We start from the raw sequence: 14,413 nt of genomic DNA on the forward strand, positions 1-14,413 counted from the left end.
AATAGTAATGGGATGCAAAAGCTTGCTGCTCCTATTATACCCCTCCTTGGGGCAAATGCCATGGATAAATGAGAGCGGCTTTTTCACCCGCAAGGAGAAAGGCGGTTCCTCGCAAAAAATGACTGACGTTTACGCATCGTTCATCTAAGCATGCAAGAAGTGAGTGTATTGGGATAAAAAGGGAGCAACTTAGAGGCTTGTCCCTTGACATCGCGTCAAAGCTTCATTATAATCGGAACTAATTCTTAAAATGTCACATATGGCGTTGATAAGGAACAGTAGTATCGCGGGGCATGGCTTAGAGAGCCGGCGGATGGTGCAAGCCGGACCTGCAGCGATATGAATCTCACCTTGGAGCTGTGCGCGCAAGCGTACCGTAAGGCCTGCGTTAAAGGCAACAAGTGAGCACTCGGCAAAGCATGTCCGGGGGCTAACTAGGGTGGTACCACGGGAGACAGCTCTCGTCCCTAGCGATCATACGCTAGGGGCGGGAGCTTTTTTGCATGGAGCCGCTGAAATTTTGCTTTACCAAGCTTAAGGAGGAAACATTCATGAGTCAAGATCAGCAACCGCAAGGCTATAATCCGCTGATAGTAGAGCCGAAATGGCAAAAATATTGGGATGAGAACAAGACGTTCGCTACGAAGGAAGAAGCGGGCAAACCGAAATTTTATGCACTCGATATGTTCCCTTATCCATCCGGTTCAGGCCTGCACGTCGGTCATCCGGAAGGTTATACGGCAACGGATATCGTGTCGCGTTACAAGCGTCTGCGCGGCTTTAACGTCCTGCACCCGATGGGTTGGGATGCATTTGGCCTTCCTGCAGAGCAGCATGCACTGGATACAGGGCAGCATCCGCGTGAAATTACATTTAAAAATATCGACAACTTCCGCCGTCAAATCAAATCGCTCGGCTTTTCCTACGATTGGGATCGCGAGTTTAGTACGACTGACCCGGATTATTATAAATGGACGCAGTGGATTTTCATCCAGCTGTACAACAAAGGCCTTGCATATGTTGCTGAAGTTCCAGTTAACTGGTGCGAAGCGCTGGGAACTGTGCTTGCCAACGAAGAAGTCATTGACGGACTAAGCGAACGCGGAAATCATCCGGTTGTACGCAAGCCAATGCGCCAATGGGTACTGAAAATTACCGAATATGCGGAGCGCCTGCTGGAGGATCTGGAGGAGCTTGATTGGACGGAAAGCATCAAGGATATGCAGCGCAACTGGATCGGCAAGTCTACAGGCGCCGAAGTGACGTTTGCTATTGAGGGCCATGACGCGAACCTTGTCGTGTTTACGACGCGTCCGGATACTTTGTTCGGCGCCACTTATTGCGTGCTTGCGCCTGAGCATGAGCTGGTTGCCCAAATTACGACAGCGGAACAAAAGGCGGCTATTGAGGCTTACCAGCTGACAGCTTCCCGCAAGAGCGATTTGGAGCGTACTGATCTGGCGAAGGAAAAATCCGGCGTATTCACGGGTGCGTATGCGATTAACCCGGTCAATGGCGAGAAAACGCCAATCTGGATTGCCGATTATGTACTGGCAGGCTACGGTACAGGTGCGATTATGGCGGTTCCAGGCCATGATACGCGCGACTGGGAATTTGCCACACAGTTCGAATTGCCGATTGTGGAGGTCGTGCAAGGCGGAGATATTTCCAAAGAAGCCTATACTGGCGACGGTGCCCACGTAAATTCCGATTTGCTGAACGGGCTTAATAATGAAGAAGCGATTGCGAAAATGATCAGCTTCCTTGAAGAAAAAGGCAGCGGCCATGGCAAAGTGACGTACCGTCTGCGCGATTGGCTGTTCAGCCGCCAGCGTTATTGGGGCGAGCCGATTCCGATTCTTCATCTGGAGGATGGCACAATGAAGCCAGTACCAGAGGACCAGCTTCCGCTGCTGCTGCCGGATGTTGATGCGATTAAGCCTTCGGGTACAGGGGAATCACCGCTTGCGAATGTTACGGAATGGGTCAACACGATTGATCCAGAAACGGGTATGAAGGCGCGTCGCGAGACGAATACGATGCCGCAATGGGCGGGCAGCTGCTGGTACTACCTGCGCTTTATCGATCCGAAAAACGACAAGGAAATTTGTTCGCCGGAAAAACAGCGCGAATGGCTGCCGGTTGACCTGTATATTGGCGGAGCGGAGCATGCTGTGCTTCACTTGCTGTATGCGCGCTTCTGGCATAAAGTATTGTATGATCTGGGCGTAGTTGAGACGAAGGAGCCTTTCCATAAGCTCGTGAACCAAGGGATGATTTTGGGCACGAACAATGAGAAAATGTCCAAATCCCGCGGCAACGTCATTAACCCGGATGAAATTGTATCGGAATTTGGCGGAGATACGCTGCGTTTGTATGAAATGTTCATGGGCCCGCTGGAAGCGACGAAGCCTTGGAACACGAACGGCGTAGAAGGAGCCTTCCGTTTCCTTAGCCGTGTATGGCGCTTGTTCATCGGTGACGATGGCAGCTTGAGTGCGAAAATTTCGGAAGGTGAAACGACCGAAGCGTTCAAGCGTACATGGCATCGCACCATTAAAAAAGTAACCGATGACTTTGAGCATCTGCGTTTTAACACAGCGATCAGCCAATTGATGATTTTTGTCAATGAAGCTTACAAAACCGAAGTGCTGCCGCGTGAAGCGATGGCTGACTTTGTGAAAATGCTGTCCCCGCTTGCGCCGCATATTGCGGAAGAGCTGTGGGAGAAGCTGGGCGGAACAGGGACGATTACTTACGAGTCCTGGCCGACATGGGAAGAGGCTTGGACGGTTGACCAAGAGGTTGAAATCGTCGTTCAAGTTAATGGCAAAATCATTGAGCGCCTGTCAATAGCGGCAGACACGAATGAAGCGGAAATGGAACGTCTTGCAAAGGAACTGGCTAAGGTGCAGGAGCTTATCGCAGGTAAAACCATCCGCAAGGTTGTAGCTGTAAAAGGTAAAATCGTCAACATCGTTGCCAATTAAACGTTAGCCACATGAAGAGGTGAACGGTCAGTTAGCTGAAGAACAGCTATTGACCGTTCACCTCTTCGCCGTAGAAAGAGACGGAAACTTTGGCGACATCGTCATGGAATTTGGCATGAGTTGTGCGAATAAGCCGGTTGAAAACATCATCGGTCTCATTACGAAGCAATTTGAGCGCCTGTGCTGTAATGCCTCCGGGAACGGCTACCCGGGCCTGCACATCAGCTGGGGTAAGGCCCCCTTCGGTCAAGAGCAGCCCTGTCCCGAGCAGCATGGCACTTGCCACCTTGAGCGCTTCCTCGCGGTCAATGCCCGTCTCTTCAACTGCTGCGTCGACGAACTGCTCCAGCAGACAAGAAATAAACGCCGGTCCGCAGCTGGAGAGGTCGGAGACGACACGCGTATAGGATTCATCAATTTGCAGCGGCTCGCTAATAAAGGCGAGCAGCGCTTCGAGCCGTTCCTTGTCCTCGCTCTGGATGCGGGAGCCATAAATACATAAGGAAGCGCCGCTCCATACATGATTCGTAATGCTGGGAATGACTTTCGCTACTTTGCATGGCACAACTTCCTCAAGATGTGAGAGCAGCACCGGGCTTGTAATGGAAACTAGCAGTTGCTCAGGCCTTATGATAGAGGCTATGTCGTCGATGACCTTCTTAAATTCATGCGGCTTAATGCAGAGAAAAACAATATCCTTGCCAAATGCGGCGCGAGCATTGCTCGCTTCTGCTTGAAGTCCGGCATAGCGGTCAGCGAGCGCCTGTGCTTTGGAGAAAGTGCGATTGCTGACGGAAATTTGATCGGATTCCAGCGCTCCCGAAGCGATTAATGCTTCAATGAGCAGACTGCCCATCGTTCCCGTTCCAATAAATCCAACTTTCATGCGATGACCTCCTTCGTTGTGAGGTTGTGAAATGGAAGCGGCCTTGTGGGGGCCAGATTTGAATCATTTTCTGATCTGAATTGATTTTCCGAAGTGAACAGGCTTTAAGGCGAAGTAAGCCTATTCGCAGTTTACCTGTTCTTCTACCGTATTCCTGACAACTTGGCAGTTATGTCAACGATTTTCATCTTTTTTGGAGCGGTCATTCATAGCGAAAGGTGTGGATTAAGGATGGGGCAACGAGCGAAGGAGAAGCAATATGGGAAAAGTCGAAATGCGAAGCGGACGATTATGGCGGGTTGTTTGCTGCTCGCCTGCGGGCTGCTTGGAGCTGCTATGCTTATGCCGAAGGAGCAGGCTCCGAGCGGCTGGATGACGCTAAATGCGGCGGTAGAGGCAGCATTGGATCCAGAGCAAGGCAATGAACCTGTTTCTGCTGGGGTGAAGAGCGAGGCTGGAAAGGCTAGCGGCTTAGGGAAGCAGGCGGATGGAGAAGGACAGCAGGGGAATACAGCGGCAAATGGCAGTAGTGGAAAACCGTCCTTGAACAGCGGTGGAGATGGGCAAAACGGGATCAGGAAGATGCCAGCTACTGCTGGTGGAGCAGTAGAAGGGGCTGTCTCATCTCGGTTGGATGGTGCTGGGAAGACGGTGCAAGGCGGGGCAAACGCTGATGCTGGTGAATTAGGGGAAGCTGATGCTGGAAGTAGCAGTGGGAATGGAAATAGAAATGTGAATGAAAATTTGACTGGATACAATACTGGGAATTCGGGGCTCCACTTGCCGGAATCTAGTGCGATTAAAGGGAGCGGTGCAGCTGAAGCGGCACAGAATGAGACAGGTGATGGTGCAGCGTCATCGACGGATTCGGGCAAGCTGGATATTAACCGGGCAACTGTTCAGGAGCTCGATGGGCTGAAGGGAATCGGACCGGCGAAAGCTAAAGCGATCGTAGAAAATCGGGAGAAAAATGGGCGTTTTACATCGGTCGATGACTTGCAGCGAGTGAAAGGAATTGGTCCTAAGCTGCTGGAAGGCATGAAAGACAGCATTGTCGCCAATCCTTAAGTGTGAGAAAATAACAGGCAGCAGCCGGATTTTAAGAAAAAACGAATATATCGCGCATTTTTGACGCAGTTGTGGCTGACGATTATTTTGAACGAGCATCAAGGAGGAAGCTGAAACAATGGCAATAGTAGGGCAAGACGCCGAACGTAAAGACTGGGATACGTATTTTATGGACATCGCTTATATGGTATCGACGCGCTCACGCTGCCCAAGGCGGCATGTGGGAGCTGTTTTGGTGCAGGGTAAGAAGCTGCTTGGCACCGCATATAATGGAGCGCCAATGGGCGTTCAGGATTGCTCGGAAGCGGGCTGCATGATTGCGGAAGAGTGGGAAATTAAGCAGGAGAATGGCGAGGAGCAAATGGTTAAAAAACAGCGCTGCATTCGCACGATCCATGCGGAGCAAAATTTGCTGCTGTTTACCGATCGAGCCGACCGTGAAGGCTCAACGGTATATGTGACAGACCAGCCCTGCTGGACTTGCGCGAATATGCTTGCGAACAGCGGGATAAAAGAGGTTGTCTATCACCGCGGTTACCCGAAAGACAGCGAGAAGGTTGTGACGCTGATGTGGCACAAAGGCATTGCTTTTCGTTGTCTGGAAGGCTATGAGCCGCCGCCGCAGGCGGGAATGTCTGTAATTTCTTGATTTTGCACGTTAATAGCAATTCATATATTTAGTGAGGGAGCACCTCTTATTGCATGCGGATCTGCATGTGATAAGAGGTGCTTTTTTTTTGTGAATTTCATGGAAGAGGTGATTGTAAATGGATAGAAGACCGCTGCTATGGTTTGCGGTATGTTTTGTGGCAGGCTGCGCAAGCGGCGCGAAGTTGAGCGGCGCAGGAGCTGCGCTGGCGTCGGGCGGTGTGGCGGTAGCCGCCCTGGCGCTGGTTTTGTCGGGGCGGCTGACGCGAAAGCTGGCTGCCGTATGTGTAGTCGGCTTCGTCCTTGCAGCTGGGGAACGAATGTGGGCGGATGCCCGCAATGTGACGGGACTGCTGGACGTGCTGCGCGCCGCAGAGGCGCATGGGTCGGACGCTGCGATAGCGGTTGAAGCGTCCGGGACGATTGCGTCGGTCGTCGAGATCGACGGCGACCGGGCAAGCTTTGAGCTGGCGGTCGAAGCCGCCAGCGTAGCGGGCTTTGGCTCGCCGCGCCAGCTCGGCGGCGAGCGGATGCTTGTGCAGCTGCGGCTCGAGGAGCAACCGCAGCAGGAGGTCGCCGCTGCCTGGCGGCGCGGCGACGTCGTTGACGTTAAGGGCCAGCTGGCGCAGCCCGCTGGTCCGGCTAATCGCGGCGGCTTCGACTACCGCCGCTACTTGAGCAGCCAGAAAATCCACTGGCTGCTTCAAGCTACGGGCACGGGCGTGATCGGCATCGCGCCTGGCCCGCCATGGACCGCGGCCGCGCTGCTCGGCCGCGTCGACACCGTGCGCGCCTGGCTCGCCGCACGGCTTTCGAGCATGTACCCGGGCATGCAGGCCGGCTACATGCAAGGTCTTGTCCTCGGGATCACGGATGACCTTGATCCCTCCCTCATGCAGCAATTCGCTCGTCTTGGCTTAACGCATATACTCGCCATATCGGGCCTGCACGTTGCGGTATTCCTCTACGCGCTTGGCCTGATTTTACGGCTTTGCCGCATGACGCGAGAGCGCCTGCTGCTGACGCTCGTTTTTGCCGTGCCCTTCTATGTGCTGCTCAGCGGCGCTTCGCCTTCGGTTGTACGGGCCGGAGTGATGAGCATGCTTGGCCTGCTGGCAGCGCGCATGCACAAGCTAAAGGATGGCCTGCATATATTGGCGGCAGCAGCCGTCATTATGCTGGCGTTAAATCCTTTTTATCTGGAAAATGTCAGCTTCCAGCTTTCGTTTATCGTAACGCTAGGTCTTATTCTTGGCGTCCCTCCAGTAAGGCGCGCCATGCCTCACTGGAAACGGGGCAAAGCGCTGCTCGATTTAATTGCTGTCAGCGTCGTGGCACAGGCCGTCTCGTTTCCGGTTTCCATTTATTATTTCAACCAATTCCATTTGCTGTCGCTCCCGGCGAATTTGCTGCTCGTGCCATTTATCAGCTTTATAATTATGCCGCTAGGCGGAGCCGCGCTTTTTATTCACATGGCTTGGCCAACAGGCGGCAAACTGCTCGCATGGGTGAGCGTCTACGCCAATGACTGGACATTTTGGCTCGTGGACTGGCTCGCAACAGCAGATATATTTCGCACGATTTGGGCGACTCCACCGCTATGGTGGATCGCGGCTTGGTATGGCGCTCTAGCGCTGCTATTTCGCTTACTTCCAGTGCGCGAGTTATCAGACGCCCGTGAGCAGGGGCCAGAATCAGAGCATAGCAACCTTGCAGCTGGCCACGAAAACGGCGAGCTCGAGACGCAGCCGCTCTACGAGCTTTCAGCTATACATCGAAAGGGCAGCATTACTGCTCCCAGCAAGTTTTCTGGTGGCTTTGCCGATTTTTCGTATGCATCAGCTGCAAAGGCGCTTCTTTTCCATGGAAGCTTTTTTTCCGCCGTGCTTATCGTGCTAGCACTGTTATTTTTCGCCTATCATCCGGATTTATTTGATCATGACGGCCGCGTTCATGTGCTTGATATCGGACAAGGGGACGCTATTTATGTCAGAACGCCGGAAGGGAAGCATCTGTTGATCGACGGAGGGGGAACGGTTTCTTTCCGCAAGGCCGGCGAGGAGTGGAGAGCGCGCAAGGACCCTTTTGAGGTAGGCAAAAAGGTTGTCGCCCCGCTGCTAATGAAGCGCGGAGTGCATCAGCTTGATTTGCTCGTCGTCAGCCATTTGGACAGCGATCATATTAGGGGGCTTAAAGCGGTTATGGATTCGATCCCAGTCAAAGGGCTGTTATGGAACGGCAGCGTGAAGCATTCACCTGATGCGGAGGAGTTGCTGGCCTATGCGGTGCAGCATGAGATTCCGATGTACCGGGCTGAGGCGGGGCAGGAGTGGGAAATGGGCAAGAACACAAGTCTGAACGTTTTATGGCCCCCTGCTGTTAACCAAACGGAAGGAAGCAGCGTTTCCAACATGGAAATCAAGGAGCTCGAGGAGCAGAATGAAGCGAGTGTTGTCCTTTATTTGACGATGAAGAATTATACTTTTCTGCTGACAGGAGACATCGGATTTGATACGGAGGAGCGTTTGCTGGCCCTTATGGATGAAAATCAAGCTTTTTATGCAGCTTGCTGCGCCAATGTTGATGTGCTTAAAGTAGCGCATCATGGAAGCCGTTATTCGACTGCTGCCAATTGGCTGAAACGCTGGCAGCCGCTGAGTGCGGCGATTTCCGCAGGTGCGACAAACAGCTACGGCCATCCTCATGGCGATGTGCTGGGACGCTTGAAGGCAGCCGGAACCGAAGTGCGCCGAACAGATCAGGATGGTGAAATTGAATATCGGGCGGCATCGGGAAGGCTTCAGGCCAGAACGATGAATAAGGGAAATTGATTTTCAATCATAATAAACGCAATCACAAAAAGGAGAATTTTGAATAAAAGTGCATGTAGTATAGGCAGGTATGCAACCGTATTTGAGCTGCATTCGAATCCAGATCCAGATCCAGATCAAGATCAAGATCCAGATCAAATATAATGTCACAAGTATTCCCATTATTACTGGAAATGTCACCGCTTATGAATGTGGACCTACGTACCGAAAGGCAGCTGGGTGGTCAGCGTTCTAGTGGCTTATTCCCTGTACAAAGCAAGACTAGGCGGACACAGAAGCAGCTATTTCAACAAAATCAAGGGTATGGCACAAGTGGCGGACTCAAAAGCCGCTAATGTGCTGTAAATGGCCATTTTGCTGCGATAAAGTGGGCAATAACGGATTTCCTGTCCGCTTAAGGTCAGAAATCGGTTCAAAACCCAAAATAGCGGAACCTCAGTCCGCCAAAAAGGAGCGTGCGCCCCGAACCGCGGATTCTCAAAAGCTGTGTTTTCAGCCACAATGATCTAAGCTACAGTGATCTAAGCTACAGTGATCTAAGCTACAGTGATCTAAGCTACAGTGATCTAAGCTATAGTGATCTAAGCGCAGTGATCTAAGCGCAGTGATCTAAGCGCAGTGATCTAAGCCGCAGTGATCTGAGCACAGTGATCTAAGCTATAGTAATCTAAGCTACAGTGTTCTCAACCACCATGATCTCAGCAACAATCGCAGCAAGAGGTTCCCCAGCCTTGAATCGACAGGCGAGATTTGACTTGAAAAACGCTAACCAAGGAGCAGCGAGCCTGCTCCTACATGCACAACCAAAAATAGCAGCATGTCTTTGCAGCTTTCTGCGTATCTTTAGCGCATGAATCAAGCTATACTATACATTTCCTTCATATATATATTTAGTTAAAGAAAAGCAAAGTAGATTGGATCGCGATGTAGGCTTCTTTGAAATGATCCTGTAAAATGAGCATAAGTAGCGGCAGGAGATTAATGGCAAGGATGTGTGAAGCTGATGATAAAAATAAACAGAGCCGGTAAATATGCCATCGATATCCGATTTGATATAGATGGTGCAAGTGAGCTTTACGAAGCTTTCCTCCTAACGCTTGCAGGGGAGGAAGCGGTGATTGCTTTAAGTGAAGCCGCGCAAATTAACAGTAAAAAAGTGAAGGAGCTTGGTCTTGCACAGGTTGACGACGAAGAAAGTCTCCATTACGCCCAATCGGCTTTAATGCTGAAGCTCGATAGTGACAGCATCGAAAACATTTTGGACAAGCTCAAGGCATGCGTGGGCGGAGAGGATTTTTTCCCGGCTGAATGCTGCGAAGTGCGCTTTGGCAAAATGAATATTAACTTTTATGCGTTTCTGGAGAGGGCAGTTGATTAAAAGAGCAAGGCTGTCTAGTTCCATGCAGTCATGAAGTTGCTATATACGCTGCTTGCTTTTTTTGATATTCTTGAGTGTGGAGTACGCTTCTTTCAATCGGAATATGGGCCGTGTGGCTAAAATAAAAAATGAATTTGTACGAAGGTTTGCAACATTTTACGTAACCTGCTCGTCAGAGAGGTTGCAAGAGAGGGGGATCCTTCGTGGTGGAGCCTGGCCTTATTAGAGCCGCTCAGTCGGGAGATCGCGATGCATTGATTACTCTATTGCGAGAGATTGAAACACATGTTTATCGGACAGCCTACTATATAGTCAACAACGAGCAGGATGCAATGGATGCGGCACAGGAGGCACTCATTCGCATTTATACCAAAATCGGCTCTTACGAAGAAAAAGCCCAATTTAAAACATGGATTCAACGCATTGTAACGAATATCTGCATTGACAAGTTTAGAAGAAACAAACCAACAGTATCCATTGATGAGCATGATATGGTGTTTCACGAGAAGCAAAATGTAGAGGATGAGGTTTTGTCCGCTTACGCAGCTCAAGACATCCGTAACGCTATTGATAAGCTACCCGATCATCACCGTGCTGTTGTCGTGCTTCGATACTTGCAGGATTTTTCCTACAATGAAATAGCTGAGTCTCTGGATTTGCCCCTAAACACAGTTAAATCCTATTTATTCAGAGCCAGACAGCAGCTTCAAACGTTACTACATGATTATCAGAAAGGTGGTGTCCGGGGATGAACTGTCAAGAGGTGATGGAATATATGCAAAGGGAGCTTGACGGCGACCTTGATGAATACGAGAAAGCAACCATGACAAAACATTTCAAGCAATGTCCGGACTGCGCAGCAATGTTTGAGCGGCTGAAAAATTTGTCTGCGGAATTGGAAAATCTGCCTCATGTAAAGCCAAGCTACAGCCTTGTGGATGCTATTATGCCTCAATTGGAGCAGCTTTCATTCGAAGCGGCTGGCTCAGTTGTGGCGCAGCAAGAGCAAGAGCCTGCAATGCCTAAGCGAAGGAAAACGCCGGATCGCGCCGCTTCATCAAAGCTTCGGCAGCTTACAGGCGTCGTTGCGGCGTGCCTCGTAGCTGGCACATTTATCATTTCCTATAACGCAGGCTGGTTTAATGGGTCGCAATCAAACAATGACATGAGCCGGACGGAAGCAAGCGCTACTGCTGCTGACAGCCCGATCGCCAATTACGACACGTCGGAGCTCAGGCAATTTGTGGCTACTGATCCACAAACTTCGGGTGAAGTGAAATCAGAATCGCTTGATACGGGCATGAGTCTTAAGACGAATGTAACTGATCGAAGTGGCGATGGATCAAATCAAGATGGCGGAAGCGCTGCCGGGAATAACAACAGCGAATCTGGAACTTCTGATTTTGGTTCGGCTTCGGGCCTTACTGCTCCGGATTCCAAAGATGCAAAGTCTGACGCGGGTACAGACACTAACATTTCTCAAGCTCCTGCAGAGGAGGATGGCAAACCATTGGAAAGCCTTTCAGGCGAATCAGAGAAAGCTCCTCTTGCAACCGTTCCATTGGTTTCTGCTGACGGCGTTTATTCAGCAGAGGTCGTTGGGTATGCCATTAAGATTTATGAGGCAAGCGACCATAAGCTGCTGTTGGAAACGGCGCGCAAAAACGGCCAAATCGCTAATTTGAGCTGGTCGGAGGATAATAAAATTTTAAATTATGAAATTCATCTGGAGTCGGGCGGCATTGAAAAATATGCGGTTGACCTGAATACGCTCAAAGATAACAAAGCAGCGCATTAATTTTAGTTGAATGACTACAGGTGTATGCACACTTTCCGCTCTAACTGCGTATGGTAAAGAGTGGAGAGAAGATGCGACGTGTTAGCCTTGATCGTCGTATGACCATCAGCAGAAGGAGAAGCCATGGATCTTTCTGCTGATGTTTATATAGATGTTCAGGGACAAAGGGATGAAGCCGAAACGGGCTCATCCCTTTGTTGCCGTTCACAGGAGAAGGTAGGGAGGAATAGCCTTTGGATGGGAAAGAAGCTTTGAAGGAAATCAAGGGCAAGCGATTTCGCCCTGTGTACGTCGTATTTGGCAAGGACCGTTACCGGATTCAGCAGTTTGCCGATACGCTTGCGGACGCGATGTTTACTGCTGACGAGCGGGAACTGGGCATCGTCAAATTCGATACAGCGGAAAGTGTGCTTGATGAGGCTGTGCTTGAAGCGGAGACGCTGCCCTTCTTCGTTGAGCGCAAGCTAGTCATCGTCAGAGACGCCGTCGTCTTTGCAGCTGGCGGAAAAGAAGGAGGCAAGCTGGACCATCGCACTGACCGCTTGCAGCAATATATAGAGAATCCTTCTGAAACAACGGTCATTTTGTTTCTGATAAATGCGGAGAAGCTGGATGAACGGCGCAAGCTCGTCAAGCAGCTGAAGGATCGCAATGCGCTCATAGCTTTTCAAGAGCTGGATACATCCGAATTGAAGGGCTGGGCGATCCGCCGGGCTGCGGAGCAGAAACGCACACTGGATACGGAGGCGGCTGAGCTGCTTCTGTCACGGGTTGGAGCTCATATGCAGCAGCTGGCACTGGAAGTGGACAAGCTCTGTCTGCACGCTGGTGTTGGCGGTCAGATTGGACGCAAGGAAGTGGAGCTGCTTACGGTGTCGACTGTGGAAGAGGATGTATTCGCATTGGTTGATGCGATTGCGGAATTGCAGGTGGACAGGTCGCTTCGATTGTATCGACAATTGCTGATCAGACGCGAGGAGCCGATAAAAATCGCGGCATTGATTGCACGACAGCTGCGTATTATGCTGCAAATTAAAGAGCTGGAGCAGCATCGTTATTCGCCGCAGCAAATGGCTGGGCAGCTCGGGCTCCATCCTTATGCGGTTAAGCTGGCTGCGGAGAAGTGCCGGAAGTTTTCAACGTCGCGGCTAGGGGCGCTGCTGTCCTCTATTGCTGATCTTGATTACAAGATGAAGACAGGGCAAATGGATAAAAACTTTGGCTTGGAGCTTTATTTATTATCGCTTGGCGCCCCGAAGCGGATGGCGTAAAGGCCATCCGCCACATCATATACATACAAAAAAGCTGTCGGCCGGATAACCGGAAGACAGCTTTTTTGTATGTTCAAGGACGGTTTAAGCTTGCGCCGAAAGAGCGTTAAGCTTTTTAGCAAGACGAGATTTTTTGCGGGCAGCCGCATTTTTATGAATCAGGCCTTTAGTAACCGCCTTGTCCAATTTTTTCGTCGCAGCGATTAGAGCTGTTTTAGCAACAGCTACATCAGTGCCGGCGATAGCTTGGTCAGCAGATTTAACAGCCGTACGAAGCGCGGATTTTTGGGAAGCGTTCAAAGCGCGGCGTTTTTCGCTCGTTTTGACGCGTTTAATTGCGGATTTAATGTTTGGCATCGAGTTTCACCTCCTACGAAATATGCACAGGCAATCTTTAGCATACGCTATAATTCTGGATAACACAACTTAAAATATATTATCACGCGTATACCCAAAAAGCAATAGCACGCATGAAAACCAAATGCTTGCGAACACTAATGGCAGAAAGCATTTATTTTTTCAAGGAAGAAGGGTATGCGGTGGGACAACTTGATTTGCAAGCTTACAACGTTCGAACAGATTTGGCGCTGGAAGCAAAAGAAATGGCCGAGCAGTCGGGCGGCGTCATTCCAGGCATCCACTCCGAGCGTCAAGACGAGGATGGCATCGTCATTACAAGCCTTCATGTCCAAAATGAGCAAGGAGCTGCGGCGATTGGCAAAATGCAGGGCCATTACGTCACGCTGGAGGTTCCGGGACTGCGTACGCAAGATACGGAGCTTCAGAATCGGGTGGCGACGATGTTCGCCAAGCATTTTGAGACCTTTCTTGAACGCATCGGTGTTGGCAAGACGGCACGTGTACTCATAGTCGGGCTTGGCAACTGGAATGTGACGCCGGATGCGCTGGGGCCGATAGTTGTAGAGAACGTAATGGTGACCCGTCATTTTTTTGAGCTGATGCCGGATCAGGTTGCCCCTGGCTATCGCGCGGTCAGCGCTATTGCCCCTGGCGTGCTAGGCATTACTGGTATTGAGTCCAGCGACATTATTCAAGGCATTGCCGAGCGGACGAAGCCCGATGTCATTATCGCCATCGATGCTCTTGCTTCCAAGGCGGTAGAACGGGTGAATACGACGATTCAAATTGCCGATACCGGCATTCATCCCGGCTCTGGCATCGGCAATAAGCGCAAAGGTCTGACAAAGGAAATTTTAGGAATCCCAGTAATTGCCATTGGAGTCCCGACCGTCGTGTACGCATCCACAATTGTAAATAATACGCTGGAGCTGATGCGCCAGCACATTGAAACCAATAAGGGCGACAGCAATCAGGTATTTGGCATTATGAACCAGTTGGAGGAGCAGGAGCGGCTGCAGCTCGTCAAAGAGGTGCTTCACCCGCTCGGCCATGATTTGCTCGTTACGCCAAAGGAGATTGACCAATTCATCGAGGACATCGCCAATATTATTGCTAGCGGGCTCAATGCTTCGCTGCATGATGCGGTTGATACCGATAATGTAGCTGCCTATACCCATTAACA

12 protein-coding genes and 1 other annotated feature are annotated in these 14,413 nt (G+C 50.7%); of the genes, 10 read left to right on the forward strand and 2 right to left on the reverse strand.

Features of this window, described 5'->3' with window-relative positions; translation table 11 throughout:
• The first annotated feature begins 256 nt into the window (after positions 1 to 256).
• Positions 257 to 472, forward strand: a binding site (T-box leader).
• Between the two features lie 79 nt (positions 473 to 551).
• Positions 552 to 2,990 (forward strand): leucine--tRNA ligase, encoded by a 2,439-nt coding sequence (leuS, locus tag AC50Y5_RS02960; RefSeq protein WP_056032752.1) that lies wholly within the window; start codon positions 552 to 554, stop codon positions 2,988 to 2,990.
• A gap of 46 nt (positions 2,991 to 3,036) precedes the next feature.
• Here leuS and comER read toward each other — a convergent pair whose 3' ends face one another.
• Positions 3,037 to 3,876 carry a late competence protein ComER gene (gene comER / locus AC50Y5_RS02965; protein ID WP_056029421.1) on the reverse strand — a complete coding sequence of 280 codons (840 nt, stop codon included), beginning with the start codon at positions 3,874 to 3,876 and terminating at the stop codon, positions 3,037 to 3,039.
• A gap of 231 nt (positions 3,877 to 4,107) precedes the next feature.
• Between comER and AC50Y5_RS02970 the strand changes: the two genes are divergently transcribed.
• The 8 genes from AC50Y5_RS02970 to holA all read left to right on the forward strand — a co-directional run bounded on the left by AC50Y5_RS02970 (position 4,108) and on the right by holA (position 12,870).
• On the forward strand, positions 4,108 to 4,944 hold the full coding sequence (locus AC50Y5_RS02970; RefSeq protein ID WP_494858344.1) for a ComEA family DNA-binding protein: 837 nt from the start codon (positions 4,108 to 4,110) through the stop codon (positions 4,942 to 4,944).
• A gap of 118 nt (positions 4,945 to 5,062) precedes the next feature.
• Positions 5,063 to 5,593, forward strand: a complete 531-nt coding sequence (locus AC50Y5_RS02975) for a deoxycytidylate deaminase (protein ID WP_494858346.1) — start codon at positions 5,063 to 5,065, stop codon at positions 5,591 to 5,593.
• Between the two features lie 118 nt (positions 5,594 to 5,711).
• Complete coding sequence (locus AC50Y5_RS02980) at positions 5,712 to 8,423, forward strand: ComEC/Rec2 family competence protein (RefSeq protein WP_494858348.1); 2,712 nt, start codon at positions 5,712 to 5,714, stop codon at positions 8,421 to 8,423.
• 455 nt (positions 8,424 to 8,878) lie between these two features.
• Positions 8,879 to 9,022 carry a pentapeptide repeat-containing protein gene (locus AC50Y5_RS02985; protein ID WP_494858350.1) on the forward strand — a complete coding sequence of 48 codons (144 nt, stop codon included), beginning with the start codon at positions 8,879 to 8,881 and terminating at the stop codon, positions 9,020 to 9,022.
• A 404-nt stretch (positions 9,023 to 9,426) separates the two neighbouring features.
• Positions 9,427 to 9,801, forward strand: coding sequence for a hypothetical protein (locus AC50Y5_RS02990; protein ID WP_056029407.1), 375 nt, complete (start codon positions 9,427 to 9,429; stop codon positions 9,799 to 9,801).
• A gap of 203 nt (positions 9,802 to 10,004) precedes the next feature.
• Positions 10,005 to 10,553: an RNA polymerase sigma factor gene (locus tag AC50Y5_RS02995; RefSeq protein ID WP_056029404.1), complete on the forward strand. Its 549-nt coding sequence runs from the start codon at positions 10,005 to 10,007 to the stop codon at positions 10,551 to 10,553.
• Positions 10,550 to 11,599: an anti-sigma factor family protein gene (locus tag AC50Y5_RS03000; RefSeq protein WP_494858351.1), complete on the forward strand. Its 1,050-nt coding sequence runs from the start codon at positions 10,550 to 10,552 to the stop codon at positions 11,597 to 11,599. The genes AC50Y5_RS02995 and AC50Y5_RS03000 overlap by 4 nt, the downstream gene beginning before the upstream one ends.
• A gap of 233 nt (positions 11,600 to 11,832) precedes the next feature.
• Positions 11,833 to 12,870, forward strand: coding sequence for a DNA polymerase III subunit delta (gene holA, locus AC50Y5_RS03005; protein WP_494858353.1), 1,038 nt, complete (start codon positions 11,833 to 11,835; stop codon positions 12,868 to 12,870).
• A gap of 84 nt (positions 12,871 to 12,954) precedes the next feature.
• On the opposite strand, the gene rpsT is transcribed toward holA, so the two are convergent.
• Positions 12,955 to 13,227, reverse strand: a complete 273-nt coding sequence (gene rpsT / locus AC50Y5_RS03010) for a 30S ribosomal protein S20 (protein ID WP_056029395.1) — start codon at positions 13,225 to 13,227, stop codon at positions 12,955 to 12,957.
• Positions 13,228 to 13,367: 140 nt separating this feature from the next.
• Between rpsT and gpr the strand changes: the two genes are divergently transcribed.
• Positions 13,368 to 14,411 (forward strand): GPR endopeptidase, encoded by a 1,044-nt coding sequence (gene gpr / locus AC50Y5_RS03015; RefSeq protein WP_056032748.1) that lies wholly within the window; start codon positions 13,368 to 13,370, stop codon positions 14,409 to 14,411.
• Positions 14,412 to 14,413: the final 2 nt, after the last annotated feature.

The organism is Paenibacillus sp. JT22N7 (assembly GCF_059383875.1).

What these genes read in the sequence shown, in the direction of transcription:
- leuS (WP_056032752.1), top strand. Translation starts at nt 552, where the DNA reads ATGAGTCAAGATCAGCAACCGCAAGGCTATAATCCGCTGATAGTAGAG.
- AC50Y5_RS02970 (WP_494858344.1), top strand. Translation starts at nt 4,108, where the DNA reads ATGGGGCAACGAGCGAAGGAGAAGCAATATGGGAAAAGTCGAAATGCG.
- AC50Y5_RS02975 (WP_494858346.1), top strand. Translation starts at nt 5,063, where the DNA reads ATGGCAATAGTAGGGCAAGACGCCGAACGTAAAGACTGGGATACGTAT.
- AC50Y5_RS02980 (WP_494858348.1), top strand. Translation starts at nt 5,712, where the DNA reads ATGGATAGAAGACCGCTGCTATGGTTTGCGGTATGTTTTGTGGCAGGC.
- rpsT (WP_056029395.1), bottom strand. Translation starts at nt 13,227, where the DNA reads ATGCCAAACATTAAATCCGCAATTAAACGCGTCAAAACGAGCGAAAAA.
- gpr (WP_056032748.1), top strand. Translation starts at nt 13,368, where the DNA reads ATGGCAGAAAGCATTTATTTTTTCAAGGAAGAAGGGTATGCGGTGGGA.
- comER (WP_056029421.1), bottom strand. Translation starts at nt 3,876, where the DNA reads ATGAAAGTTGGATTTATTGGAACGGGAACGATGGGCAGTCTGCTCATT.
- AC50Y5_RS02990 (WP_056029407.1), top strand. Translation starts at nt 9,427, where the DNA reads ATGATAAAAATAAACAGAGCCGGTAAATATGCCATCGATATCCGATTT.
- AC50Y5_RS03000 (WP_494858351.1), top strand. Translation starts at nt 10,550, where the DNA reads ATGAACTGTCAAGAGGTGATGGAATATATGCAAAGGGAGCTTGACGGC.